Raw genomic sequence first — 23,465 nt, forward strand, 5'->3', positions numbered from 1 at the left:
GACCAGGCCAGCCCCACCTCGTAGGCGCGGCTTGCCCGACCTGCAAACTCTCGTCGCGCGCCAGCGCGCTCCTACGGAGTCGTCGGTAGGCCCACACGATGGTTGATGATGAAACCGTCGTGCCGGTCGCGATCATCTAATCCTTTTGGGTTAGTCTTCGACGACTTTGCGCTTGAGAGGGTGTGCGTTTCCGATGAACGAGTACCGCAGCAGTCTTGTGTTCGCTACCCCCGACCTGCCCTTGCGCGACGACGTGCGTCGGCTCGGCGCCCTGGTCGGTGACCTGCTCGCCGAGCAGGTCTCTGCGGAATTCCTCGAGGAAGTCGAACGCGTTCGCACCACCGCGATTGCTCGGCGCGAGGGCGATGCGCCGCCGTCCACGCTGAGCGCGCAACTGGCCGGGCGCGAACCGCGCCAGGCCGAGTCGCTGGTGCGTGCCTTCAGCACCTATTTCCAGGTGGTCAACATCGCCGAGCGCGTGCACCGCATCCGCCGCCGCCGCGAGTACCAGCGCAGCGGCACTGACACGCCGCAGCCCGATGGCCTGCACGACGCATTGCGTCGGCTCAAGGCACAGGGCGTGAGCCTGGACGAACTCAGCGCGTGGTTGCCGCGCATCGACGTGGAGCCGGTGTTCACCGCCCATCCCACCGAAGCGGTGCGCCGCGCGCTGCTGGAAAAAGAGCAGTTGATGGTCGCCAGCCTGGTCGACAACCTGGACGGCATGCGCACGCCCAACGAGCGCGCCACCGACGCGGCGCGCTTCCGCATGGCCCTGACCGCCTCCTGGCAGACCGCCGACTCCTCGCCAGTGCGTCCCACTGTGGAGGACGAGCGCGAGCATGTGGGGTTCTACCTCACCCAGGTGCTCTATCGCGTGGTGCCGGTGATGTACGAAACCCTCGAACACGCCATCGAAGAGACCTACGGCAGTGTGCCGACCCTGCCGCGGCTGCTGCGCTTCGGCACCTGGGTCGGCGGCGACATGGACGGCAACCCCAATGTGGATGCCACCACCATTGCCGGCACGCTGGATGCGCAACGGCGTGCGGTGCTGGACCGGTATCAGAAGGAACTCTGGCAACTGGCCAGCCTGCTCAGCCAGTCGACCACGCTGGTGGCGGTGAGCCCGGCGTTGAGCGAGCAACTGCAGCGCTACCGCGCGTTGTTGCCGGAGGACGCCACACGCTCGCGTCCGCGCCATGGCGACATGCCGTACCGGCTGCTCAACGATCTGATGCGCGCTCGCCTGCAGGCCACGCTGGACGATGCCGAGGGCGCCTACACCAGTCCGTCCGAGCTGGAGCACGATCTGCAATTGATCCTGGACAGCCTGCAGGCCAACAAGGGCCTGCACGCCGGTTGGTTCGCGGTGCGCCGCCTGTTGTGGCGCGTGCGCAGCTTCGGCTTCCACCTGGCGCGTCTGGACGTGCGCCAGGAATCGAGCGTGCATGCGCGCGCGGTGGCCGACGCATTGGGTCAGGCGGACTGGGACGAACAGGACGCCACCCAGCGCGCCGCATTGCTCGGTCCGTATGCATCTGGCGAACAGGCATTGCCGCGCGTGGATGACGAAGGCAATGCGCGGCTGGATGCGGTGTTCGCCGCGCTCGCCGATGCGCGCAGCCGCCATGGCGCCGATGCGCTGGGCAGCTACATCATCTCGATGGCGCACAACCGCGCTGATGTACTTACCGTGCTGGCGCTTGCGCGCCGCGGCGGTCTGGTCGACGACGCCGGCACGGTGCCGCTGGATATCGTGCCGCTGTTCGAAACCGTGGACGATCTGCGCGGCGGTACCGGCACCGTGCAGGACCTGCTCGCCGACCCGGTCTACCGCCAGCACCTGGCTGCGCGCGGCGATACGCAGATGGTGATGCTGGGGTATTCGGACAGCGGCAAGGACGGCGGCATCACCGCCTCGCGGTGGGGGCTGCAACGCGCGCAGGTCGAACTGCTGGAGGCTGCCGCCGAACTCGGCGTGCGGCTGACCTTCTTCCACGGCCGCGGTGGCTCGATCGCGCGTGGCGGCGGCAAGACCAGCCGCGCGCTGGATGCCGCGCCGCGCGGCAGTGTCGATGGCCGGCTGCGCGTGACCGAGCAGGGCGAGGTGATCCATCGCAAGTACGGCATCCGTGCCCTGGCGCTGCGCTCGCTGGAACAGATGACCGGCGCGGTGCTGCTGTCCAGCCTGCGTCCGCGTGCGCCGGAGCCACGCGAGGAGCGCTGGCGCCCGGTGATGGATCTGGTCGCCGAGCGCAGCACCGTGGCGTATCGCGCCTTCGTTGGCGCGCCGGATTTCATGCAGTACTTCCGCCTGGCCACGCCGATCGATGTGATCGAACGCATGACGCTGGGCTCGCGTCCGTCGCGCCGGCTCGGCCAGGACGCGGCCTTGTCCAACCTGCGCGCGATTCCGTGGGTGTTCGCCTGGAGCCAGGCGCGTGCGGTGATCCCGGGCTGGTACGGCGTGGGCAGCGGCCTGCAGGCGGCAGTGGATGCGGGGCACGAGGAGACCTTGCGCGAGATGGCGCAGGACTGGCCATTCTTCCGCACCTTCCTCGACGACGTGGCGATGGTGCTGTCCAAGGGCGACCTCACCATCGCCGAGCTGTTTTCGCGCTTGTCGGGCGACCTGCACGCGCGGTTCTTCCCGGGCATCGGCGCCGAGCTGGCGCTGACCAAGGGCTGGGTGAAGGCGTTGACCGGCCAGCAGTCGCTGCTGCAGCACGACCCGCGGCTGGCCTTGTCGATCCGCCTGCGCAACCCCTACATCGACCCGATCAGCGTGCTGCAGGTGGACCTGCTGCAACGCTGGCGCGCCACCGATGGCGAAGACGACGAATTGCTGCGCGCGCTGGTGGCCTGCGTCAACGGTGTCTCGCAGGGCGTGCAGAACACCGGCTGATCCGTTCGCTGCTCCGGCCGTCGGAGGCGGCTGCCGGAGCAGACTGCCGGAGCAGACCGTTGGTCGGAGAGGGCGCGGATTGGTGAAGCGGGCTCTGGTGTTACCGGACAAATCTGTCCGATAATGCCGCGATGACGACTTCCCGCCCTGATGCCGCGCTGCGCCGCCGGCAGATACTCGATGCTGCCGACGAAGTGTTCAGCGAACACGGCGTCAACGCCCCGCTGGAACTGGTGGTCGAGCGTGCCGGCCTTGGCCGCGCCACGCTGTACCGCAATTTCCCCGACCGGCTCGCGCTGATGACGGCGCTGATGACCCGTGGCCTGGATGGCCTGGAACGGCTGGCCGCCGATCTGGCCGAGCGCCCGGACGGGCTGGCCGTGCTGCTGCACGATGTGGCCGAGCACATCGCCCAGTCCGCGCCGCTGGTGGATTTCTGGCGTTCGATCGAACGCGCGCACCCGGCCGTGGACGCTGCCGACCGGCGTGTGGTGCACATCTTCCTGCCGTTCGTGCATCGCGCCCGCGACGCCGGCCTGTGCCGTGCCGATGTCGATGACGAGCAACTGCTGCTGGTGATCGACATGCTGGGCAGCTGCCTGCGCGGCAACGACGAATCCGAACGCAAACGGCTTGCCCATCGCTCGGCCGACCTGTTGATGCACGCACTGGGCATGCAGGTGCCGGAAGGCGGCACCCGATGAAACCGGCCACGCGTTCGCGCATCGGGCGCTGGGCGCTGCGGGGGGCGCTGGTGCTGGCCGCGCTCTGGGGCGGGCTGGCGATCTACTTCGCGCTGACCGGCAATGCGTTCGTGCGCGCGGCGTGGGTGGGCTCGTGGTGCGCGATGGCAATCGCGGCGTTGTGGGGGTTGCGGCGTGGCCGCGAGAACTGGGCCTTGGTGGGCATCTTCAGTGCCGCCTTCGCGGTGCTGGCGCTGTCGTGGTGGATGATGCAGCCCAGCCAGGAGCGCGACTGGGCCGACGATGTCGCCCAGCGCCTGCAGCCGGAGGTGCACGGCAACATCGTCACGCTGCACAACGTGCGCAATTTCGACTGGCATGGCGAAACCGACTACCAGCCGCGCTGGGAAACCCGCCAGTACGACCTGGATCGCCTGGTCAGCGCCGACCTGGCGCTGTCGTACTGGATGGGCCCGGCGATCGCGCACACGTTGGTGTCGTTCGGTTTCGACGACGGCTCGCACGTGGTGTTCTCGCTGGAAATCCGCAAGGAGCGTGGCGAATCGTTCTCGGCATTGGGCGGGTTCTTCCGCAGTTTCGAAGAAACCCTGGTGGCCGCCGACGAGCGCGACATCCTGCGCGTGCGCACCAACGTGCGCGGCGAGGACATGTACCTGTACCGGCTGGCGCTTCCCAAGGCCGGGCTGCGCCGCATGTTCATGGGCTACGTGGGCCTGGCCAACGACCTGAATCGCGCGCCGGCGTTCTACAACACGCTCACCAGCAACTGCACCACGATCGTGTTTGCGTTGGCGCGGCAGTTGCAGCCCACCTTGCCGCTGGATCATCGCCTGTTGCTGTCCGGCTACGTCGACGAATACGCCTACGATCACGATGGGCTGATGCCCGGCTACGACTTCGCCACCCTGAAGCAGCGCGGGCATTTCACCGCACGTGCGATCGCCGCCGACAAGGCCGCGGATTTCTCCGAGCGCATCCGTGCCGGCATGCCGCAGGCGCCAGCACCAGCACCAGCATCAGCCGGGAGCGCAGTGCGATGACGCCGCGGCTGCGTGGATGCCGCGCCGCTGCCGTGCTGGCAGGACTGCTGGCGAGCCTGTGGCTGAGCGGCTGCGCGATGGTCACGGTGCAATCGCACAGCAGCGGCGACTACATCGCGCGCACGCGCGGCGATGTGCTCAGTACCGGCGCATTGAGCCAGGCCAGCAGCGAGACGGTGCAGGTGGCCGGTCTGCAGCCCAAGGCCTGCCGCAGCGACCCGCTGCCCTGCCTGCAGCAGCTCACCACCCTCGCAGGCATCGGCAACGAGCGCCGGCTGGCGACGCAGGCCGAGCTATGGACGGCGCAGGCGATTGCCCTGGGCGGGCGCGACCCGGCAACGATGAGCGATGCGGCAGTCGACGCCTGGCTGGAAGCGGCGCGGCATGCCTACGCCTACCTGTTCTTCACCGATCGGGCGCCCAGTGCGCGTGCGTTCGAGAATCGCCAGACGCAGGTACGCGACTACTACAACTATGCCGTGCAGCAGGTGATCGAACGCCTGTTCGCGCGCGCGCAGCAGACCGGCCAGACCGAGCGCGAACCCACCACACTGGGTCGCTGGCAGGTCAGGATCGACATGTCTGCGTATCGCTTGCCGGGCGGTGGCAACACGCCGCGCGCGATCTTCGCCGCCTCGGCGTTGCGCTTCGATGGACTGCGCAGCACGTATCGACGCGACGGCTTCGGGGCCGAACTGGTGGCCGAGGTGGACCCGCAAGTGGTCGGCGACCCCGCCGGGCTGGCCTTGCAACCAACCGCCGCCGTCGCAGCACCGGAGCGTCCGCTGCCGACCTTCAGCGAGATGCCGTACGCACCGGCAACGCTGCTGCTGCGTTTCGATGGACAGACGCTGGATGCGGTGCTGCGTGGCCATGCCGCCACCGTGGTGCCCTACGATCCGTATCGCCAGAACGAGGTGGTGCTGCATGGCCAGCGCGTGCCGCTGGCGGCCAATTTCACCGCCGCCTATGGGCTGTGGCTGGCCAGGTCCGGGTTTGCCGCGCAGTCGCTGCGGTCGATGCTGGGCCGCGCGCGCGGCATCGACCGCCCGCATCTGTATCTGATGCAGCCCTACGACCCGGACCGGCGCGTGCTGCTGATGCTGCACGGGCTGGCCAGCAGCCCGGAAGCCTGGGTCAATGTCGCCAACGAAGTGATGGGCGATGAAGCGCTGCGCCAGCGCTACCAGATCTGGCAGGTGTACTACCCCACCAATGCGCCGGTGGCGGTCAACCGCGCCGAAATCCAGGCCCTGGTGGAGCGCAGCCTGCAGCACTTCGATCCGGCCGGTACGGCGATCGCATCGCAGGACATGGTGTTGATCGGCCACAGCATGGGCGGGGTGATCGGCCGCCTGCTGGTGTCCTCGTCCGGCGAGCGCCTGTGGAATTCCCTGCTGGAAAACTACCGCCTGGACGGCGAGCGCGGTGCACGCATCCGCGCGAAGTTGTCGCCGCTGCTGCATTTTTCGCCAATGCCGCAGATCGACCGTGCCATCTTCATCGCCGCGCCGCATCGCGGCACGCCCCTGGCCGAGGGTGGGCTGGGGCGTTTCGTCGGCCGCCTGGTGCGTTTGCCGATCGCCTTGCTGGATCGCTTCGGCGATGTGTTTCAGGACCTGGCCAGCAGCGAGCGTGGCGGGCAGGGCGGCGACCCGCGCCGCAAGCGGCGCCTGCTGCCGCCGACCAGCATCGACAACCTGCGCGATACCGATCCGTTCGTGCGCGCCAGCATGGACCTGCCGATTTCCCCGCAGGTGCATTACCACACCATCGTCGGACGCGAAAAACCGCAGGTGCCGCTGGCCGACTCCGACGATGGCCTGGTGCCATATCGCAGCGCGCACCTGGACGGTGCCGAGTCCGAACTGGTGGTGACCTCCTGGCACAGCGTGCAGGAAACGCCGCAGGCGATTCTGGAGATCCGCCGCATCCTGCACGAGCAATTGCGCTCCGAGGCGGCGGGCGCAACGGATGCGCAGGGCAAGCCAGCGGCCGCAACGCCCGCGACATTCTGATCGCGCTGCAGCGCACTGCCGAAAGGCGTGGCTTACAGGGCACGCACTGCGGATGTGGAATTTGCCAGCGGCCGGCAATGCGCGCTGCCATCCGATGCGCGTCCCGCACTAGCGCATTGTTTATCTGGCCCGTGCTATCAGGCGGTTTCCCGAAGACGCCTGAAGCAGGGAAGAGGCAATGCGCACGATGCGGTCGGCAGTGATCCGGGTGCCCCTGCTATTGGCCGGCCGCGGCCGCGACGAAGGCCAACGGCAGGCGGCCGGTCCCGCGGGCACCACGCCGCCGCCAGCACAGACCGCAGCGCCTTCATCCGCAGCGCCACCCGTGACCGATCAAGCGTTACCCGGATTCCCAGCCGTCCCGTCGATCGTGATTGCATAAGCACGCAGGACAACGACGATCCCGTGCAGGTGGCGCAGCATGCGCGTGCTGCGGGCAGATGTGCCGATGCGTTGATGCCGGCCCATCGCAAGTCATCGTGCCGCGGCCCTGTGCAGGGCGTCCTGACGGCCGGTGCGAAGGCTATCCGCGCAAGGTGGCGCACCATGCGGCGCGGTGCGATTCGTAAGGACGCCTGCCGCGCCCGTTACCGTGGCCGTGCGGCTGATGCGCAGCATATCGGCGCGTGGTGCTTGCCCGGACATGTTCGCGAAGTTCCGCCGGATGTCGTCTGCCTTGCACATTGGCAACGTAGATTCCGCCATGACCAACGGGATGACCACCAAGCATGTGTTCTGGGCACGCGATGACAACGGCGCAGGGTAGTGACCCGACGCCTGCAGGCGATGACGGCAGCGACGCGATTTGGCTTGCGTTGTTGCCATCCTGCAGAGGCGTCGCGCCGTTGCGCGCAGGTATCAGGCCGGCATCGACGACAGCGTCTTGGCTGCGATGGCTGGTGCCGGCGCTCAGCTTCGGCGCGCTGTTGCTGATCGGCTGCACGCCGCGTCCGCCCGGATCGCCCGCAGTCGCAAAGACCGCGCAGGCCGCGCAACTGGAACGCGTGGTGGTTGTCTTTCGGCACGGCGTGCGCGCACCGCTGCAGGGCGAAGCCGCCGCGGCGCACTACGCCGACGCGCCATGGCCGCAATGGTCCACAGCGGCCAGCCTGCTGACGCCGCGTGGGCGCATCGGCGTGCAATTGAGCGGCGACTATCTGCGCCAGTGGCTGGTGCAGCAGGGCGTGTTGCCACCGAGCGGGTGCCCGGTACCAGGCAGCGTGTCGGTCTGGGCCAATACCGACCAGCGCACCATCGACAGCGGCGCCTTGCTGGCCGCGGCGCTGGCACCGGGCTGCGGGATCGTCGCCGGGCATCGCCAGGCCGGCAGCAACGATCCGTTGTTCCGACCGATCGAAGCCGGCGCAGTGCCGTTCGATGGCGCGGCGGCAGTTGCGGCGATCGAGAGAGAAACCGGTGGCCCAGCCGCAGTGTTGCGGGAGCACGCGGCCGAGTTGCAGGCGATGCAGCAGATCCTGGGCTGCACGCGCACGCCCTGCGACTTTGCGCAGATGCCGTCCACGCTGAGGCCGTCGGCCAACGGGCGCGGCCTGGCGCTGGGTGGGCCGATCGATCTGACCTCCGGCACCGGCGAGGTGTTGCTGCTGCAATACGCCGAAGGCCTGCCGCTGGCGCAGGTCGGCTGGGGCCGTGCCACACCCGAGCGGCTGGCGCAGGTGTCCCGACTGCATGCCTTGTTGTTTGATATCTACGCACGTCCGCATTACATGGCCTCACGCTCGGGCGCACCGCTGGCGCGCAACGTGCTGCAGCGCTTCGGCAATATGCAGGCGCCAACGGTCTCTGTTTTCATCGGCAGCGATACGCATATCGCCGCGTTGAGCAGTTTGCTGGGCCTGCACTTCCATCTGCCCGGCTACGGCGCCGACGATCCGCCGCCAGGTGGCGCGCTGGTGCTGGGCCTATGGCGCGAGCCGAACGGGCAGCAGGTAGTGCGTGCGCAGTATCTGGCGCAATCGCTGGATCAACTGCGGACGCTGGCGCCGTTGGATCTGGCGCACCCGCCGTTGCAGCAGACGTTGGCGCTTGGCATTTGCACAGCTGGGCAACGCATGGCATGCCCGTTGCCGGAGTTTATACACGCGCTTGAGAAGCAGCTGCAGCTCGATCGGTAACCGTGCAGCAGCAATCCTGATCTGGAAAAGGCGACCACCTGTTGTTCCTTCTCCCACTGGGAGAAGGTGCCCCGCAGAAGCGGATGAGGGTACGCGCGACGCCTGGTGTCATCGAATATGCAAAGAGGCTACGCCCCGTACCCTCACCCCAACCCCTCTCCCGCAGGAGAGGGGCTTTTCTTTTTTCAGCCGCCGACGATGATCGGCGGTGCTTGCGCGCGTGCCGGTGTGGGGCCTTGAGCGGCATGGATGCCGCGCCAGAGCCTACAAGGACGTACTTGCGGCGTGTCCCACGCCGGTACGCGCGCAAGCACCCGCAGCAGACCGAAGCTTCTACAGAGCACCAGCAGATCTCATGCGCAGGGGTGGTCGGTGTGCGGAGTTGGTCGGCAGCGCGGCGCCGCATCCAGTGTCGGGACATGCCGTGAATCCGTCCCTGGAGGCTCGGTGGCGGCATCCATGCCGCCACACGGTCCCGCCCCTGGACGCGGCACCGCGCTCTCAGCGTTGCCACTGCTGATCGGCAGGCGATTACGCTTGCAAGCGCCTTCAGTGGCCGAAGCCTTCAGTCACAGAGCGTCAGTGACTGGAGCATTCGCACAAACCCACTAGATGTCCAACGCGCAGCTTCGTCAGTAAGCGGTGGCCGCATCAAAAATCGGACCGCAGTGAATCCAGCCGTGGGGTTCGGTTGGAAGCATCCATTCCACCAAAACGCACATGGGCCGCATCAGCGGCCCATGTGCAATTCACTGCATCCGCTCCCGCAGGAGCAGTCTGCTTACTTCAGCTTGGCGTCGGCGCGCAGCGCGTCGGCGCGGTCGGTCTTTTCCCACGAGAACGCGGTGGCGTTGTGCTGCTCCCCGGTTGCGTCGGTGTAGGAGAAGTCCTTCGGCTTGCGGCCGAAGTGGCCGTAGGAGGCGGTCTGCTGATACATCGGGTGGATCAGGTCGAGCATCTGGATGATGCCGAACGGACGCAGGTCGAAATGCTTGCGGATCAGCTTTTCGATCTGTTCGTCGGCGATCTTGCCGGTGCCGAAGGTGGTGACCGAAATCGAGGTCGGCTCGGCCACGCCGATGGCGTAGGAAACCTGCACTTCGCAACGGTCGGCCAGGCCGGCAGCCACCACGTTCTTGGCCACATAGCGCGCGGCGTAGGCTGCCGAGCGATCGACCTTGGACGGATCCTTGCCGGAGAACGCGCCGCCACCGTGGCGCGCCCAGCCGCCGTAGGTGTCGACGATGATCTTGCGGCCGGTCAGGCCGCAATCGCCCACCGGCCCGCCGATCACGAACTTGCCGGTCGGGTTGATGTGGAACTTGGTGCCCTTGTGCAGCCACTTGGCCGGCAGCACCGGCTTGAGGATTTCCTCGCGCACGGCCTCGACCAGGTCCTTCTGCTTGATGCCCGGATCGTGCTGGGTCGACAACACCACCGCGTCGATCGCGGTCGCAACGCCGTCTTCGTAGCGCAGGGTGACCTGCGACTTGGCGTCCGGACGCAGCCAGGACAGCGCCGAGTTCTTCTTCTTGCGGATCTTGGCCTGCTGCTCGACCAGGCGGTGCGCCAGATGGATCGCAGCCGGCATGTGGCTGTCGGTCTCGTTGGTCGCATAGCCGAACATCAGGCCCTGGTCGCCGGCGCCCTGCTGTTCCGGGTTCTTGCGATCCACGCCCTGGTTGATGTCCGGCGACTGCTTGCCGATCAGGTTGAGCACGCCACAGGTCTCGCCGTCGAAGCCGACGTCGGAGCTGTTGTAGCCGATGTCCAGAATGACCTTGCGGGTCAGCGCTTCCAGGTCGATCCAGGCACTGGTGGTCACTTCGCCGGCAACGATCGCCACGCCCGTCTTGACCATCGTCTCGCATGCCACGCGGGCGCGCTTGTCCTGGGCCAGGATGGCATCCAGCACTGCGTCGGAGATCTGGTCGGCGATCTTGTCCGGATGGCCTTCGGAGACCGATTCGGAGGTGAACAGGTAGCTGGACATCAGGCTTATATCCCTTGATTCGGATGAAAAGATGGGTGCGGATGATACACCGTCCGACAACCCTGTGCATTGTGCGCCTGAACAGCCCGGTGTGGCGTTAAACCCGTGTCGTGGCACGGGTTTGCACGGTCATCGGGGTGTCGTCAGCTTGCCATGCAGTGGTCGTATCGAGCGGTCAGCATGCGCGCGTACCTGGCGCCTTGGCTGCTTGCGGCCGGGGCGCCGCAGGGGAATAAGCGATGCCGTTGGACAGCGTGCCGGGGCGAGGGCGCATGGCTGCCATGGCGCCCACGACCCGCGATGCGGTGTCCGAGGCAGCGCGTCGCGGCTTGCGGCGAGGCGCGCATCTGCGTGAGTGCGCTGCCGGCGCCTGCGGGCGGCGCACGCACCCTGCCTGCGCCGCGCCCGATCGCAGCGCCGAGATTCCTGCCCCGGAGACGCCCGCATGCACTTGTCCACGTTGCATCCACCGGTCCGTGCCTTGTTCCTGTCCGACCTGCACCTGGGCTCGCGGCATTGCCATGCCGCCGAGATCGCCGCCTTCATTGGCCGCCAGCGGTGCCAGAGGCTGTATCTGGTGGGCGACATCATCGACCTGTGGTGGATTTCGCAGCGGCGCGCGGTCTGGGATGCGGCGCATCAGCAGGTGATCGCGGCCCTGCATGCGCAGGCCCGGCGCGGCACCGAGATCATCTACGTGCCCGGCAACCACGACCGTGCCATCCGCCGCTTCTGCGGCCTGGTGATGCCGGCCATGCAGGTGCGCCGACGCAGCGTCCACACCTTGCTGGACGGGCGCCGGCTGCTGGTCACCCATGGCGACGACTACGAGGCGCAGACCCATTTCGGCGGCCTGCAGGAACGATTCGGCGACTGGCTTTACTACCGCATCCTCACCGGTAATCAGCTGACCAATCGTCTGCGGCGTCGGCTGGGCATGCGCTACTGGTCGCTGGCCGAGTTTCTCAAGCGACGCAGCGATGCAGCCGAGCGTTACATCGGCCGCTTCGTGGCGGCCGGCCTGGCCGATGTGGTGCGCCGCGATCTGGACGGCATCGTCTGTGGGCATATCCATCGCGCCGCACTGCGCATGCAGGCCGGCCATCTGTACGCCAACACCGGCGACTGGGTGGAGAGCCTGACGGCGCTGCGCGAGACGCAGTGCGGCGTGCTGCAACTGGTCAACCATCACGGCGAGGTGCTGGCCGAGCTGGCGCCGCAACCCCACGCCGCGCAGCAGCGCGCGGCGTGAGGTCGTCATGCGTAGCCCATGTCGGCAGGCCGCGGCTGCCGGGAGCCGCCATCGGGCTGCAGCGTCCGCCATCCTGGTGCAGGGCATCCAGACGTCGGCAGCGGCCTCGTTTTTTGTCAGCGAACCGCAGCGCGATGCGGGCAACGCACCTGCTGGCTGACTGCCCCGCGGTCGTAACGCACGCGATGGCACTGAACGATGCCTGGCCTGCTAGCATCGGCCGATGGATTCATTGACCCAGATCGTTCTCGGCGGCGCCGTCGCCGCTGCCATCGCACCGGCTGGACAGCGCCGTGCGGCCCTGTTGGCCGGCGCCGCACTGGGCACCTTGCCCGATCTCGATGCGCTGGTGTTGCTGCCGCTGACCGACGATCCGGTCACGTTGATGACGGTGCATCGCAGCGCCAGCCATTCGTTGTTGGTGCTGCCGTTGCTGGGCTGGCTGATCTGGTGGCTGTTTCGCCGCTACGGCAACGGCCGCGTGGCCAGTGCGCCCAAGCGCTGGTTCTGGGCGATCCAGCTGGCCTTGATCACCCATCCCTTGCTGGATGCCTTCACCGTCTACGGCACCCAGCTGTGGTGGCCGCTGCAGCCGCATCCGGCGATGTGGTCGAGCGTCTTCATCATCGACCCGGCTTACACGCTATGGCTGTTGCTCGCCTGCGCGGTGGCATGGTTTGCACGCGCGCGGCCCATCGCGCAGCACGCACTGGTGATCGGGCTGGCGCTCAGCTCCGCCTATCTGGGTTGGTCGTTGCTGGCCAAGCACCTGGTCGACCAGGAAGCGGACCGTGCGCTGGCCGCACTCGGGTTGAAGGATGCACCGCGCTTCTCGGTGCCGATGCCGCTCAATACCCTGCTGTGGCGCGTGGTGGCGATGACGCCCAACGGCTATGTGATCGGCGAGCGCTCGCTGGTGGCCGACAAGGGCCCGATGCAGTTTCGTGGCTATTCCAGCAACACCCAGGCGCTGGGCGAAGTGGCCCGGTTCGATTCAGTGCGCCGGTTGACCTGGTTCAATCGCGGTTTCATGCGCGCACGCCTGGTCGATGACGAGCTGATGCTCAGCGACCTGCGCATGGGCCTGGAGCCGGACTACAACTTCAATTTCGTGGTGGCCCACCGCGAAGACGGGCAATGGCAGCCGATCGCGCCGCGACAGATCCAGGCCGCCTACCGCGCGCCGGTGGCGCGCGATCAGATCGGCCAGGTGCTGGCGCAGATGTGGCGCCGCATCTGGCACGAGCCCACCGGGACGGTGCTGACCGGTGATCTGGAACACGCCGCGATGCCTGCACCGGCGGCCAGGTAGGCGTGCCCAGGCGGTTGGCCAGCAATGCGCCTGCCGCAGCTCCGTGCAGCACGCCGGCTCAATACACCGTCGCGCGTGCCTGCACGAACGAGTAGAAGAACACCGCGTCCGGGTCGCTGTGCACCTGTGCCAGTTCGCGGCGCATGCCGTCCACGGTGTCTGCGTTCACCGCACCGGCCGCAAGCAATTGGTCGGCCGCCGACAGCAGCACTTCTTCCCAGAATCCGATCATGGTCTTGCGCCGGCCCGGCTCGCGGTTGTCCAGATGCAGCGTCTTGATCTCGGTATGCACATCGCGAAAGCCGCCGGCCAGCAGCAGGTTGCCCAGCTTGGCGCCGACAAACGGGTCGCCGCCCTGGTCGTACTGGAAATCGTTGAAGGCCATCCAGTAGCGCCATAGGTTGGGCGAATACGGATGCAGCAGGAACGAGGCGTTCATCACCTCGGTGACATACACCGGCGAGCCCGGCAGCAGCACGCGCCGTACCTCGTTGAGCACGCGCGCAGGCGAGGGCACATGCTCGAGCACCCAGCACAGGAATGCCGCATCGAACTGCCGCGCCTCGAACGGCAGGTCGCTCGCATCGGCCTGCTGCAGCGTGTAGCGCTCGCGGCACCATGCCAACCGTTCGAGATTGGCGCGTGCCGCGTCCAACTGGGCCTCGCTCAGGTCCACGCTGGTGACATGCAGGTCGGGAAAGCGGCGCAGCAGGATTTCGATCTGCGCGCCCACGCCGCTGCCCACCTCCAGCAGCCGGCGTGCGCCGCTGTAGTCGATCTGGTTGAACAGCGTGGCTTCCAGCAGGCGCGCCTGTTTGAGCAGGCGTGCCTGTTCGGTGGACGAAAACCCATGCAGATAGGTCGGGGTGTCGCTCGGTGCGCTCATCGCTGCAGCTCCAACAACGCAGGAAAACTCAGGCGGCAACCGACAGCGCGGGTGGCACGCCGGCGATCAGGGCATCGAAATACGCGCCGGTCAGTTCCAGCTGCGCTTCCGGTGTTTCGGCGCGATTGACCACCGCGCGGAAGTCGGCGCTTTGCGGGTGATCCTTGGCGTACCAGCCCAGATGCTTGCGCGCGATGCGCACGCCCTGCGGCTGCCCATAGAACGCATGCAAGGCTTCCAGGTGGCCGAGCAGGGTGTCGCGCACGAACGCCAACGACGGCGGCGGCAACAGCTCGCCGGTGGCCAGATAGTGCGCCACCTCGCCGAAGATCCACGGGCGCCCCTGCGCCGCACGCCCGATCATCACCGCATCCACGCCGGTGGCGTGCAACACCTGCGCCGCCTTCTGCGGCGAATCGATATCGCCATTGGCGATCACCGGAATCTGCAGCGCCGCCTTGATCTGCGCAATCGTGGCGTACTCGGCAGTGCCGGTGTAGTGCTGGTCGCGGGTGCGCCCGTGCACCGCCAGCGCGGCAATGCCGCAGTCTTGCGCGATGCGCGCGATGGTCGGACCGTTGCGGTGATCGCAATCCCAGCCGGTGCGGATCTTCAGGGTCACCGGCACATCCACCGCCTGCACCACTGCGCGCAGGATGCGTGCCACCAGGGCTTCGTCGCGCATCAGCGCCGAGCCGGCCCAGGCGTTGCAGACCTTCTTGGCCGGGCAGCCCATGTTGATGTCGATCAGTTGCGCACCGTGGTCGACGTTGTAGCGCGCCGCCTCGGCCAGTTGCTGCGGCTCGGTGCCGGCAATCTGCACGCTGACCGGATCCGGCTCGCCGGCATGGTCCATGCGGTGCAGCGATTTGCGCGTGCCCCAGAAACGCGGATCGGAGATGGTCATCTCCGACACCGCCAGCCCGGCGCCCAGCCGCTTGCACAGCAGCCGGAACGGCTTGTCGGTGACGCCGGCCATCGGGGCCAGGATCACCTTGGGGTCGATGGAGTAGGGGCCGATCTGCATGGCGGCATTGTAGCTGGGTGGGGAATCGGGAATGGGGAATGGGGAATGGGGAATGGGGGATTCGGGAGTCGGGAGTCGGGAGTCGGGAATCGGGGATCGGGAGTCGGGAATCGGGGATCGGGAATCGGGAATCGGGAATCGGGGATCGGGAATCGGGAATCGGGAATCGGGAATCGGGAGTCGGGAGTCGGAAGAGCGTTTTCGGCTTTCGGTCTTGCGCGGTTGCTGCGCGGGTCGCGTGACTGGTAGAGCGAGGGCAGTGGCAAGATTGCTGGTTGACCGTCCCCTCACCCCAACCCCTCTCCCGACGGGAGAGGGGCTTCTATTCCTTCTCCCGCCGGGAGAAGGTGGCGCGTCAGCGCCGGATGAGGGTAGGGCGCCCGACGCTGCATCACGCCTGGTGCCGCCGCCTAGCCTGCTATCAGATGAAGAAGATCGAAGCGCCGGCACAGCGGGGCTCGCAGCCTCCGTCGATGGACAGGCCTCGACATGCCGGTCGCGGATCAAATCAGTCTGATGGGTATAGCGGACGCCCTGAACGCAGAAGGCGACCGCATCGCTGCGGTCGCCTTCGTTGTTTGCCTGAAGCGCGCGGATCACACGGCCGGTTCGGGGGCCATGCGCGGCATCGAGGTGGCGGCGCCTTCCACTTCGGTGGAGCGCGCGGCGTAGCGGGTGGCAAAACGCACGTGGGTGATGAAGCTGGCAGTCGGCGCTTGTGCCAGCGAGGCCACCAGCGCGCCGTTGAAGGCGTCACCGGCACCGGTGGTGTCCACGGTCTGCGCGCTTTCCGCGCCCACCCGGTAATGCGCGGCCGTGTCGCCGCGCAGCTGTTCTTCCGCGTGCGAGATGAAGGCGCCCACCGATCCCAGCGTCACCACCACGGTACCGCCCGGCAACAGCTTGCGGCACAGCGAATGCAGCGTGTTGCCGTCCAGCGCCGCCACATCGTCGGCATTGATGCGTTCGCCGACGTGGCGGCCGAGCAGGGCGGCAAACTCGGTTTCGTTGGGCGTCAGCACATCCGACAGCTTGAGCAGGCCGATCGAGGTCGGTGCATTGGCCGGTGCGGCGTTGAGCACGGTCAGCACGCCGCACTCGCGTGCCAGTGCCAGCGCCGACTCGATGGTTTCCGCCGGCGATTCCAGCTGCGCCAGCAACACGCTGGACGAGGCCACCAGTGCGCGTTGGTTGTCCACGAATGCAGCGCTCAGCACCGAATTGGCGCCGGCACCGATCACGATGGTGTTGCGGCCGTGCGCGTCGACGTAGATCCCGCCGGTGCCAGTCGGCTCGTTGCTGGGCTCGGCGATCAGTGCGAAGCCGTCGTGCGCCGCCAGCGAGCGCGCCAGCGCACCGCCGGCATCGTCGCCCAGCGCGCACAGGAAGTGCGTCCTGGCGCCGGCACGTGCAGCCGCGACCGCCTGGTTGAAGCCCTTGCCCCCCGGGCCGGTGCTGTAGCGACCGGCGATGGTGGCGCCCGGCGCAGGCAGCACGTCGCAGCGCCACACGTGATCGACATTGAAGGACCCGACAACGACGACCGAACTCATAAATACCCTTGACTTGAATGACTGAATGAAACGTGGCGTGCGGCGATTAGACCGGCACACCGATGAACCCGCGCCCCTCAACCGAAATGCGAGAGCACACCGGCAATGGTAGCGGTCATGAACGTGGCGATCGAACCGCCCAGCACCGCGCGCAGCCCGAACTTGGCCAGATCGTGACGGCGTTCCGGTGCCAGCCCGCCGATGCCACCGATCTGGATCGCAATCGAGCTGAAGTTGGCAAAGCCGCACAACGCATACGTGGCAATCAGCCGACCCTCCGCGCTCAGGCCCACGCCCGGCACTTCGCCCTTCACGATACGCGACAGTTCGCTGTAGGCGACGAACTCGTTGATCACCACTTTCTGCCCGATCAGCGAGCCGACCGTGGTCGCGTCCACCCACGGGGTACCGATCACCCAGGCGATCGGCGCCAGCACGTAGCCGAAGATCGTCGACAGGTTGGTCGGCCGGCCCAGCAGCGCGGCAGCGCCGGTGATCTCGCCCAGCCAGGTCAGCGGTGCGTTGATCAGGGCGATCAGCGCAATGAAGGCCAGCAGCATCGCGCCGATGTTCAGCGCCAGCCGCAAGCCGTCGCCGGCGCCGGCCGCGGCCGCATCGATGACATTGCTGGTGGTCTTTTCCACTTCCATCTTGACCGTGCCACGCGTCAGCGGGGTACCGGTTTCCGGCACCAGCAGCTTGGCCACCACCAGGGTGGCGGGCGCGGCCATGATGCTGGCGGCCAGCAGATGCTTGGCGTAGAACGCCTGCTGCGCGGGATCGCTGCCACCGAGCATGCCGACGTAGGCGGCCAGCACGCCGCCGGCGATATGCGCCATGCCGCCGATCATCATCGTCAGCAGCTCGGACTGGGTCATCTTGGGGATGTACGGGCGCACCGTCAGCGGCGCCTCGGTCTGGCCGATGAACACGCTGGCGCACACGCTGGTGGTTTCCGCGCCGGACACGCGCATCACCTTGGTGATCGCCCAGGCCATCGCGCGGACCACCACCTGCATCACGCCCAGGTGGTAGAGCACGCCCATCAGCGCCGAGAAGAAGATGATGGTGGGCAGCACCTGGAACGCGAAAATGAAGCCGTAGCTGTCGATGTTCATCAGGTTGCCGAAAATGAAGGTGGACCCTTCATTGACGAAGCTCAGCACCTTGACGAAGCCCTTGCCCAGCGAATCGAACACATCGCGTCCGCCCGGCACCAGCAGCACCAGCGCGGCGAACGAAATCTGCAGCGCCAGGCCGGTGGCGACCAGCCTCCAGTCGATCGCGCGGCGGTTGCTCGAAAACAGCCAGGTGATGCCGATGAGCACCGCCAGACCGAACAGGCCGAAACCGATCCTTCCCAAACCTTCGACCATTCCAATCCCCGGGGCTGCTGACGGCAAAACGAGAAGCCTAGAGCAGGGGGTGACCGCGGGCAAGGCGAGCAGCATTCAGGCCCCGCCCGTTGACCCGCAGGCGAGCCAGGGCGGGCGCGGGCAGTTCCCTGCGCGCGGGCGGGCGAGCCGCGCTTGCGCAAGGTCATGGATCGGGGGGCATTGATTCGCTGCCCGTGCGTCGCCCGCAAAGACCGCGCCCCGAAGCGCGATCACCCGACCGGCCGCCGCTTTTCCCCTCAGCCATCGATGAAAACCGGTGGTGCTTGCGCGCATACCGGTGTGGGACCTTGACCGGCATGGATGCCGCGCCAGCGCCTACATGGACGTACTTGCGGCGTGTCCCACGCCGGTACGCGGGCAATCGCCGGCAGCAGACCGAAGCATTCGCGTGGAACTCTAGATGTGGTGCACAAGAATGATCAGTATGCGGAGTCGGTCGGCGGCGCGGCGCCGCACCCGGTGTCGGGACACGCCGTAAATCCGTCCCTGGAGGCTCGGTGGCGGCATCCATGCCGCCACACGGTCCCGCCCCCAGGCGCGGCACCACGCTCCCAATATGGCTAGTGCTGATCGGCGAGCACTGCTTTCAGGCATTCATCGTGCCTGCGGAGTTGGCGCTTCATGTCGTTGAGACCGCCTCAACATTTGATCTTTGCAGTGGCAGCTAAAAACACGATCCGAGCCACGACCACTCAACCAAGCAGTGCTTTTCCTTCCGCAACCGACAGCAACCGGTGGTGCTTGCGCGCGTGCCGGTGTGGGACCTTGAGCGGCATGGATGCCGCGCCAGAGCCTACATGGACGTACTTGCGGCGTGTCCCACGCCGGTACGCGTGCAAGCGCCCGCCGTAAACCGAAGCTTCCACGTAGCACCGGCAGACCTCATGCGCAGGGTCGGTCGGCGTCGCGGCGTCGCATCCGGTGTCGGGACACGCCGTAAATCCGTCCCTGGAGATTCGGTGGCGGCATTCATGCCGGCACACGGTCCCGCCCCCGGACGCGGCACCACGCTCCCAACATTGCCACCGCTGATCGGCAAGCAATGCGTCAAGCAGGTGTTGATGCCCGTGGACTTGGTGGCCGATGTAATCAGTGAGCCATCCATCTACAGTCATGTCGCCAGCGATGGTGACGCTCCCAAAGACTTGCAGACCACCGGGCCCTCGGCATTTTCTTTCCGCAACCGACAATAACTGGTGGTGCTTGCGCGGGTGTCGGCGTGGGACCTTGAGCGGCATGGATGCCGCGCAACCCTGTCTTGCCGGCAGCACCACGTCCTACACTGCGCACGCCGATCCGGGGCAGGGCGCCGCGGAGGTTGTAGGAGTCTGCCAATGCATTACCGTCGTCTGGGGTCCACCGGGCTGCAGCTGTCGGCCCTGTCGTTCGGGGCCTGGGTCACCTTCGGCAAGCAGATCGGGCGCAGCGAAGCGCGCAACCTGATTGCCGCCGCCTGGGACAACGGCGTCACTTTCTTCGACAACGCCGAGGTCTACGCACGCGGCCGCGCCGAAGAGGTGATGGGCGATGTGATCGCCGACCTGCGCCTGCCGCGCGACGGGTACTGCGTGTCGAGCAAGGTGTTTTTCGGCGCGGTGGACAGCCCGCGCCCGACCCAGCGCGGGCTGTCGCGCAAGCATGTCACCGACGCCTGCCATGCCGCACTCAAGCGCCTGCGGGTGGACTATCTGGACCTGTACTTCTGCCATCGGCCCGATCCGGACACGCCGATCCGGGAGACCGTGCGCAGCATGGATGCCCTGATCCGCCAGGGTAAGGTGCTGTACTGGGGCACCTCCGAGTGGAGCGCCGAGCAGGTGCGCGAGGCCATCACCATCGCCGAGCAGGAACACCTGCACGCTCCGTCGATGGAGCAACCGCAGTACAACCTGCTGCACCGCGACCGGCTGGAGCGCGAATACGCGCCGCTGTGCGAGGGCGGGCTGGGCACCACGATCTGGTCGCCGCTGGCCTCGGGCCTGCTGACCGGCAAGTACAACGCCGGTGTAGACGCCGATAGCCGCCTCGGCCAACCGGACAATCACTGGCTGCAGGACGAAGTGCTGGGCGCGCCGGAAGCGCGCCGCCTGGAACGCGCCCGCGCGTTCTGTGCACTGGCCGCCGAGCTGGGCCAGTCGCCCGCACGCCTGGCCATCGCCTGGTGCCTGCGCAACCCGCACGTGTCCACGGTGATCCTGGGGGCCAGCCGGGTGGCCCAGCTGGAAGAAAATCTCGGCGCGCTGGACACCTTGACCCAGGTCGATGCCGCCGGCTGGGCGCAGGTGGAGGCGGTAACGCGCTAAGAGCACGCCACGCACTGGGGGTGGTGCGGCTGCAAGGTTGTGGGCTTTGTCGTGCTAGTCGACCGAGCCGGCGAGGCTGCGTCCTCCCTGTCGTGCACGCCAGCCAGGTCGCTGTGGCGTCAGGCGCTGGCTGCTTCTCGTTCGGCCAGAAACGCATGCCAGAGCGATGTGATCGAGCCGCGATCATCGCGCAGAAGACAGCGCTGGATGGCCTGGCTGGAATATTTCGATAGATTTGGTGAATCGAAAATTTTCAGTCCATGCAAAGATCGTGTGGCGAAGATGAGAATGGCTCTTGATCATTAAATGAGAATGGTTATTATTTGTCTGGCCAACCGACTGGAGATCCAGATCATGACCGCTCATCCCGTGCTGCTCCGCTCCGAACCGGTCAACCTGCGCGACCGCGCTGCACCGCGTGTCGTCCCAGCAGAAGACCTCATCAGCAGCGAGGCGCTGCTCAAGGGCCGTCGCGAAGTGCTGATCCAGCATGGCGACCGCGTCTATCGCCTGCGCCATACCAGCAACGACAAGCTCATCCTGACCAAGTAAGCGCCTTGCTCCGATCCGCGCCTTGCGCAGGGTCGGACCGTCTGTCGCGGGCGTTGCCGCCGCCGTCCGCGCACCCCACGCTGTTCCCCGGCGGCCGGCCGCGGCCTTGTCTGCAGCACACGCTGCCGGGAACGTCCTTTCAAGGGTTCCCGATGAGTCGCCTGCATCCGCTGGTGGTCGCGCTATCGCTTGCGCTGCCTGCCGTTTCGTCGTGTGCCCACGCTGCCGACCTCGCTGCCGCGGATGACGGCGCGCGCGAGGTCCACGACTTCGGCCGGTTGCAGGTCACCGCCACCCGTACCCAGCGCGCCCTGGTCGATGTGCCGAGCACGGTGGATGTGATCGACCGCGAGCAGCTGGACAACCAACTGGCGCGCGAGCTCAAGGATCTGTTCCGCTACACGCCGGGCGTGTCGGTCACCAGCACCAGCGGCCGCTTCAGCGGCGCCAACGGCATCCGCATCCGCGGGCTGGACGGCAACCGCGTGGCGATCCTGGTCGACAACGTGCCGGTGTCGGACACCTTCAGTTTCGGCAGCTACCTCAACGCCAACCGCAACTTTGTCGATCTGGAAACGCTCAAGCGCGTCGAAGTGGTGCGCGGGCCGGCCAGCTCCCTGTACGGCTCCGACGCCCTGGGCGGCGTGGTGGCCTTCGTCACCAAGGACCCCTCCGATTACCTGCGCGCCGACAGGCACAGCTATGTCGGCCTGAAGTTCGGCTATGAAGGCGACTGGAACGGCCTGTTCGCCGGTGCCACCGGTGCGTTCGGCGGCGAACGCTGGAGCGGGATGGTGGCGGTGAGCCATCGCCAGGGCCAGGAAGCACAGAACCAGGGCGACAACCGCAGCCGCGATTTCAGCCGTACCGCGGCCAACCCGCAGCGCATCGATGGCCGCAGCGTGCTGGCCAAGCTGGTGTATGCACCCAGCGCGCAGCAGCGCTTCAAGCTCACCGTGGAAGGCAACGAAGACTACGGCAGCATCGAGGCATTGACCGGCATCGACCCGCGCGTGACCACCCCATCGTTGCGCATCCTGTCGCAGGACGGACGCGACCATCAGACCCGTGCGCGCGTTTCGCTGCGTCACGAATTGGATGCACTGGATTGGGCGCTGGCCGACGACCTGCAGTGGCAGCTGTATCGCCAGGACAGCGAGAGCCTGCAGCGCACCGACGAGTTGCGTGGCAACAACACCCGCCGGCATAACGAACACAACTTCGATCAGCGCGTGTACGGCCTGCTGGTCAACGCACACAAGGCCATCGACACCGGCACGCTCAGTCATGCCATCACCTATGGCCTGGACGGTACCTGGACCGACACCCGCGCCAAGCGCGATGGCTACTCGGTCAATCTGGCCAATGGCGCCATCACCAATCGCGTGGGGCAGGATGTGTTTCCGGTGCGCGACTTCCCCAAGAGCCAGACCACCAAGCTCGGGTTGTATGCGCAGGACGAGATCGGCCTGTTCGATGGCAAGCTGTCGCTGACGCCGGGCGTGCGCGTGGATTATTTCCGGCTGTCGCCGCAGGTGGACGACATCTTCCGCGAAGACAATCCCGGCGTTGCCGCCGAGACCATCGACCAGACCCAGGTCTCTCCCAAGTTCGGTGCACTGTGGCGGTTTTCGGACGCCTGGTCGGCCTATGCCAATTACGCGCACGGCTTCCGCGCACCGCCGTACAACGACGTCAATATCGGCTTCACCAACCTGCAGGCGCGCTACACCGCCATCGCCAATCCGGACCTGAAATCGGAAACCAGCCGCGGTGGCGAGCTGGGGCTGCGCTTCAATGATGCCATCGGCTATCTGGGCGTCAGCGTGTACTACACCGACTACCGCAACTTCATCGAATCCTATGCGCCGGCCGGCTTCAACGCCGACGGGCTGATGCTGTTCCAGTCGCGCAACGTGGACGATGTGGTGATCAAGGGCGCCGAAGCGCGCGGCGGAATCGATCTGGGCGCCCTGGCCGGTTGGCAGGGCTGGTCGCTCAACAGCGCCGTGGCGTATTCGGAAGGCGACAACCTCACCGACGGCACCCCGCTCAACTCGGTCGACCCGCTGCGCGGCACGCTCGGCGTGGCCTTCGACAGCGATGGCTGGGGCGCGGAGCTGATCGGCACCTTCGTCGCACGCAAGCGTCGCCCACAGCTGGACAGCTATTACACCCCGGCCGGCTACGCCACGCTGGACCTGATGGGGCATTGGGAGTTCGCACCCGGTGCCAAGGTCACCGCCGGCATCTTCAATCTCGCCGACCGCCGCTACGTGGACTGGAACGCACTGCCCAACGGCACGCTGGCCAGCAGCACGGTGCTCGACCGCTTCACCGGCGCCGGGCGTACTGCCTCGGTCAGCCTGGCAGTGAGCTGGTAGC

General features: G+C 66.9%; 15 protein-coding genes. 10 read left to right on the forward strand and 5 right to left on the reverse strand.

Features of this window, described 5'->3' with window-relative positions:
- The first annotated feature begins 193 nt into the window (after window positions 1-193).
- The 5 genes from ppc (at window position 194) to CPBF1521_RS04350 (ending at window position 8,805) form a co-directional block, all read left to right on the forward strand.
- The gene (ppc, locus tag CPBF1521_RS04325) at window positions 194-2,908 is read left to right on the forward strand and encodes a phosphoenolpyruvate carboxylase (protein ID WP_115676127.1); all 2,715 of its coding nucleotides are present in this window, start codon (window positions 194-196) and stop codon (window positions 2,906-2,908) included.
- A gap of 131 nt (window positions 2,909-3,039) precedes the next feature.
- Window positions 3,040-3,612 (forward strand): TetR/AcrR family transcriptional regulator, encoded by a 573-nt coding sequence (locus CPBF1521_RS04330; RefSeq protein WP_115676129.1) that lies wholly within the window; start codon window positions 3,040-3,042, stop codon window positions 3,610-3,612.
- Entirely contained in the window at window positions 3,609-4,652 is a 1,044-nt protein-coding gene (locus CPBF1521_RS04335) for a DUF4105 domain-containing protein (protein ID WP_115676131.1), read from the forward strand. Before CPBF1521_RS04330 ends, CPBF1521_RS04335 begins: the two co-directional genes overlap by 4 nt.
- Window positions 4,649-6,670 carry an esterase/lipase family protein gene (locus tag CPBF1521_RS04340; protein ID WP_104584597.1) on the forward strand — a complete coding sequence of 674 codons (2,022 nt, stop codon included), beginning with the start codon at window positions 4,649-4,651 and terminating at the stop codon, window positions 6,668-6,670. Before CPBF1521_RS04335 ends, CPBF1521_RS04340 begins: the two co-directional genes overlap by 4 nt.
- An 899-nt stretch (window positions 6,671-7,569) precedes the next feature.
- Entirely contained in the window at window positions 7,570-8,805 is a 1,236-nt protein-coding gene (locus CPBF1521_RS04350; RefSeq protein ID WP_181901098.1) for a histidine-type phosphatase, read from the forward strand.
- 781 nt (window positions 8,806-9,586) lie between these two features.
- On the opposite strand, the gene metK is transcribed toward CPBF1521_RS04350, so the two are convergent.
- The gene (metK, locus tag CPBF1521_RS04355) at window positions 9,587-10,798 is read right to left on the reverse strand and encodes a methionine adenosyltransferase (RefSeq protein WP_104584603.1); all 1,212 of its coding nucleotides are present in this window, start codon (window positions 10,796-10,798) and stop codon (window positions 9,587-9,589) included.
- 445 nt (window positions 10,799-11,243) lie between these two features.
- Here metK and CPBF1521_RS04360 point away from each other — a divergent pair, with 445 nt between their 5' ends.
- Entirely contained in the window at window positions 11,244-12,050 is an 807-nt protein-coding gene (locus CPBF1521_RS04360) for a UDP-2,3-diacylglucosamine diphosphatase (RefSeq protein ID WP_115676135.1), read from the forward strand.
- 223 nt (window positions 12,051-12,273) lie between these two features.
- The gene (locus CPBF1521_RS04365) at window positions 12,274-13,362 is read left to right on the forward strand and encodes a metal-dependent hydrolase (RefSeq protein WP_104584607.1); all 1,089 of its coding nucleotides are present in this window, start codon (window positions 12,274-12,276) and stop codon (window positions 13,360-13,362) included.
- A gap of 58 nt (window positions 13,363-13,420) precedes the next feature.
- Here the strand turns inward: CPBF1521_RS04365 and CPBF1521_RS04370 are convergent, their stop codons facing one another.
- From CPBF1521_RS04370 to CPBF1521_RS04390, 4 genes are all read right to left on the reverse strand, one after another.
- Complete coding sequence (locus tag CPBF1521_RS04370) at window positions 13,421-14,248, reverse strand: methyltransferase domain-containing protein (protein WP_115676137.1); 828 nt, start codon at window positions 14,246-14,248, stop codon at window positions 13,421-13,423.
- A gap of 28 nt (window positions 14,249-14,276) precedes the next feature.
- Window positions 14,277-15,275: a tRNA dihydrouridine synthase DusB gene (dusB, locus tag CPBF1521_RS04375; protein WP_115676139.1), complete on the reverse strand. Its 999-nt coding sequence runs from the start codon at window positions 15,273-15,275 to the stop codon at window positions 14,277-14,279.
- Between the two features lie 596 nt (window positions 15,276-15,871).
- Window positions 15,872-16,828 carry a ribokinase gene (locus tag CPBF1521_RS04385; protein ID WP_104584613.1) on the reverse strand — a complete coding sequence of 319 codons (957 nt, stop codon included), beginning with the start codon at window positions 16,826-16,828 and terminating at the stop codon, window positions 15,872-15,874.
- 77 nt (window positions 16,829-16,905) lie between these two features.
- The gene (locus tag CPBF1521_RS04390) at window positions 16,906-18,204 is read right to left on the reverse strand and encodes a NupC/NupG family nucleoside CNT transporter (protein WP_016903833.1); all 1,299 of its coding nucleotides are present in this window, start codon (window positions 18,202-18,204) and stop codon (window positions 16,906-16,908) included.
- Window positions 18,205-19,559: 1,355 nt separating this feature from the next.
- Here CPBF1521_RS04390 and CPBF1521_RS04400 point away from each other — a divergent pair.
- From CPBF1521_RS04400 to CPBF1521_RS04410, 3 genes are all read left to right on the forward strand, one after another.
- On the forward strand, window positions 19,560-20,528 hold the full coding sequence (locus CPBF1521_RS04400; RefSeq protein ID WP_115676145.1) for a potassium channel beta subunit family protein: 969 nt from the start codon (window positions 19,560-19,562) through the stop codon (window positions 20,526-20,528).
- A 312-nt stretch (window positions 20,529-20,840) separates the two neighbouring features.
- The gene (gene hemP, locus CPBF1521_RS04405; protein ID WP_181901136.1) at window positions 20,841-21,080 is read left to right on the forward strand and encodes a hemin uptake protein HemP; all 240 of its coding nucleotides are present in this window, start codon (window positions 20,841-20,843) and stop codon (window positions 21,078-21,080) included.
- 152 nt (window positions 21,081-21,232) lie between these two features.
- The gene (locus tag CPBF1521_RS04410) at window positions 21,233-23,464 is read left to right on the forward strand and encodes a TonB-dependent hemoglobin/transferrin/lactoferrin family receptor (protein WP_115676149.1); all 2,232 of its coding nucleotides are present in this window, start codon (window positions 21,233-21,235) and stop codon (window positions 23,462-23,464) included.
- Window position 23,465: the final 1 nt, after the last annotated feature.

Source organism: Xanthomonas euroxanthea (assembly GCF_900476395.1).
In the GTDB taxonomy this organism is placed as follows: domain Bacteria; phylum Pseudomonadota; class Gammaproteobacteria; order Xanthomonadales; family Xanthomonadaceae; genus Xanthomonas; species Xanthomonas euroxanthea.

Coding starts and splice junctions, on each gene's coding strand:
- CPBF1521_RS04410 (WP_115676149.1), top strand. CDS start 21,233: ATGAGTCGCCTGCATCCGCTGGTGGTCGCGCTATCGCTTGCGCTGCCT.
- CPBF1521_RS04360 (WP_115676135.1), top strand. CDS start 11,244: ATGCACTTGTCCACGTTGCATCCACCGGTCCGTGCCTTGTTCCTGTCC.
- ppc (WP_115676127.1), top strand. CDS start 194: ATGAACGAGTACCGCAGCAGTCTTGTGTTCGCTACCCCCGACCTGCCC.
- CPBF1521_RS04365 (WP_104584607.1), top strand. CDS start 12,274: ATGGATTCATTGACCCAGATCGTTCTCGGCGGCGCCGTCGCCGCTGCC.
- hemP (WP_181901136.1), top strand. CDS start 20,841: ATGGTTATTATTTGTCTGGCCAACCGACTGGAGATCCAGATCATGACC.
- CPBF1521_RS04340 (WP_104584597.1), top strand. CDS start 4,649: ATGACGCCGCGGCTGCGTGGATGCCGCGCCGCTGCCGTGCTGGCAGGA.
- metK (WP_104584603.1), bottom strand. CDS start 10,798: ATGTCCAGCTACCTGTTCACCTCCGAATCGGTCTCCGAAGGCCATCCG.
- dusB (WP_115676139.1), bottom strand. CDS start 15,275: ATGCAGATCGGCCCCTACTCCATCGACCCCAAGGTGATCCTGGCCCCG.
- CPBF1521_RS04390 (WP_016903833.1), bottom strand. CDS start 18,204: ATGGTCGAAGGTTTGGGAAGGATCGGTTTCGGCCTGTTCGGTCTGGCG.
- CPBF1521_RS04400 (WP_115676145.1), top strand. CDS start 19,560: ATGCATTACCGTCGTCTGGGGTCCACCGGGCTGCAGCTGTCGGCCCTG.
- CPBF1521_RS04335 (WP_115676131.1), top strand. CDS start 3,609: ATGAAACCGGCCACGCGTTCGCGCATCGGGCGCTGGGCGCTGCGGGGG.
- CPBF1521_RS04330 (WP_115676129.1), top strand. CDS start 3,040: ATGACGACTTCCCGCCCTGATGCCGCGCTGCGCCGCCGGCAGATACTC.
- CPBF1521_RS04370 (WP_115676137.1), bottom strand. CDS start 14,248: ATGAGCGCACCGAGCGACACCCCGACCTATCTGCATGGGTTTTCGTCC.
- CPBF1521_RS04385 (WP_104584613.1), bottom strand. CDS start 16,828: ATGAGTTCGGTCGTCGTTGTCGGGTCCTTCAATGTCGATCACGTGTGG.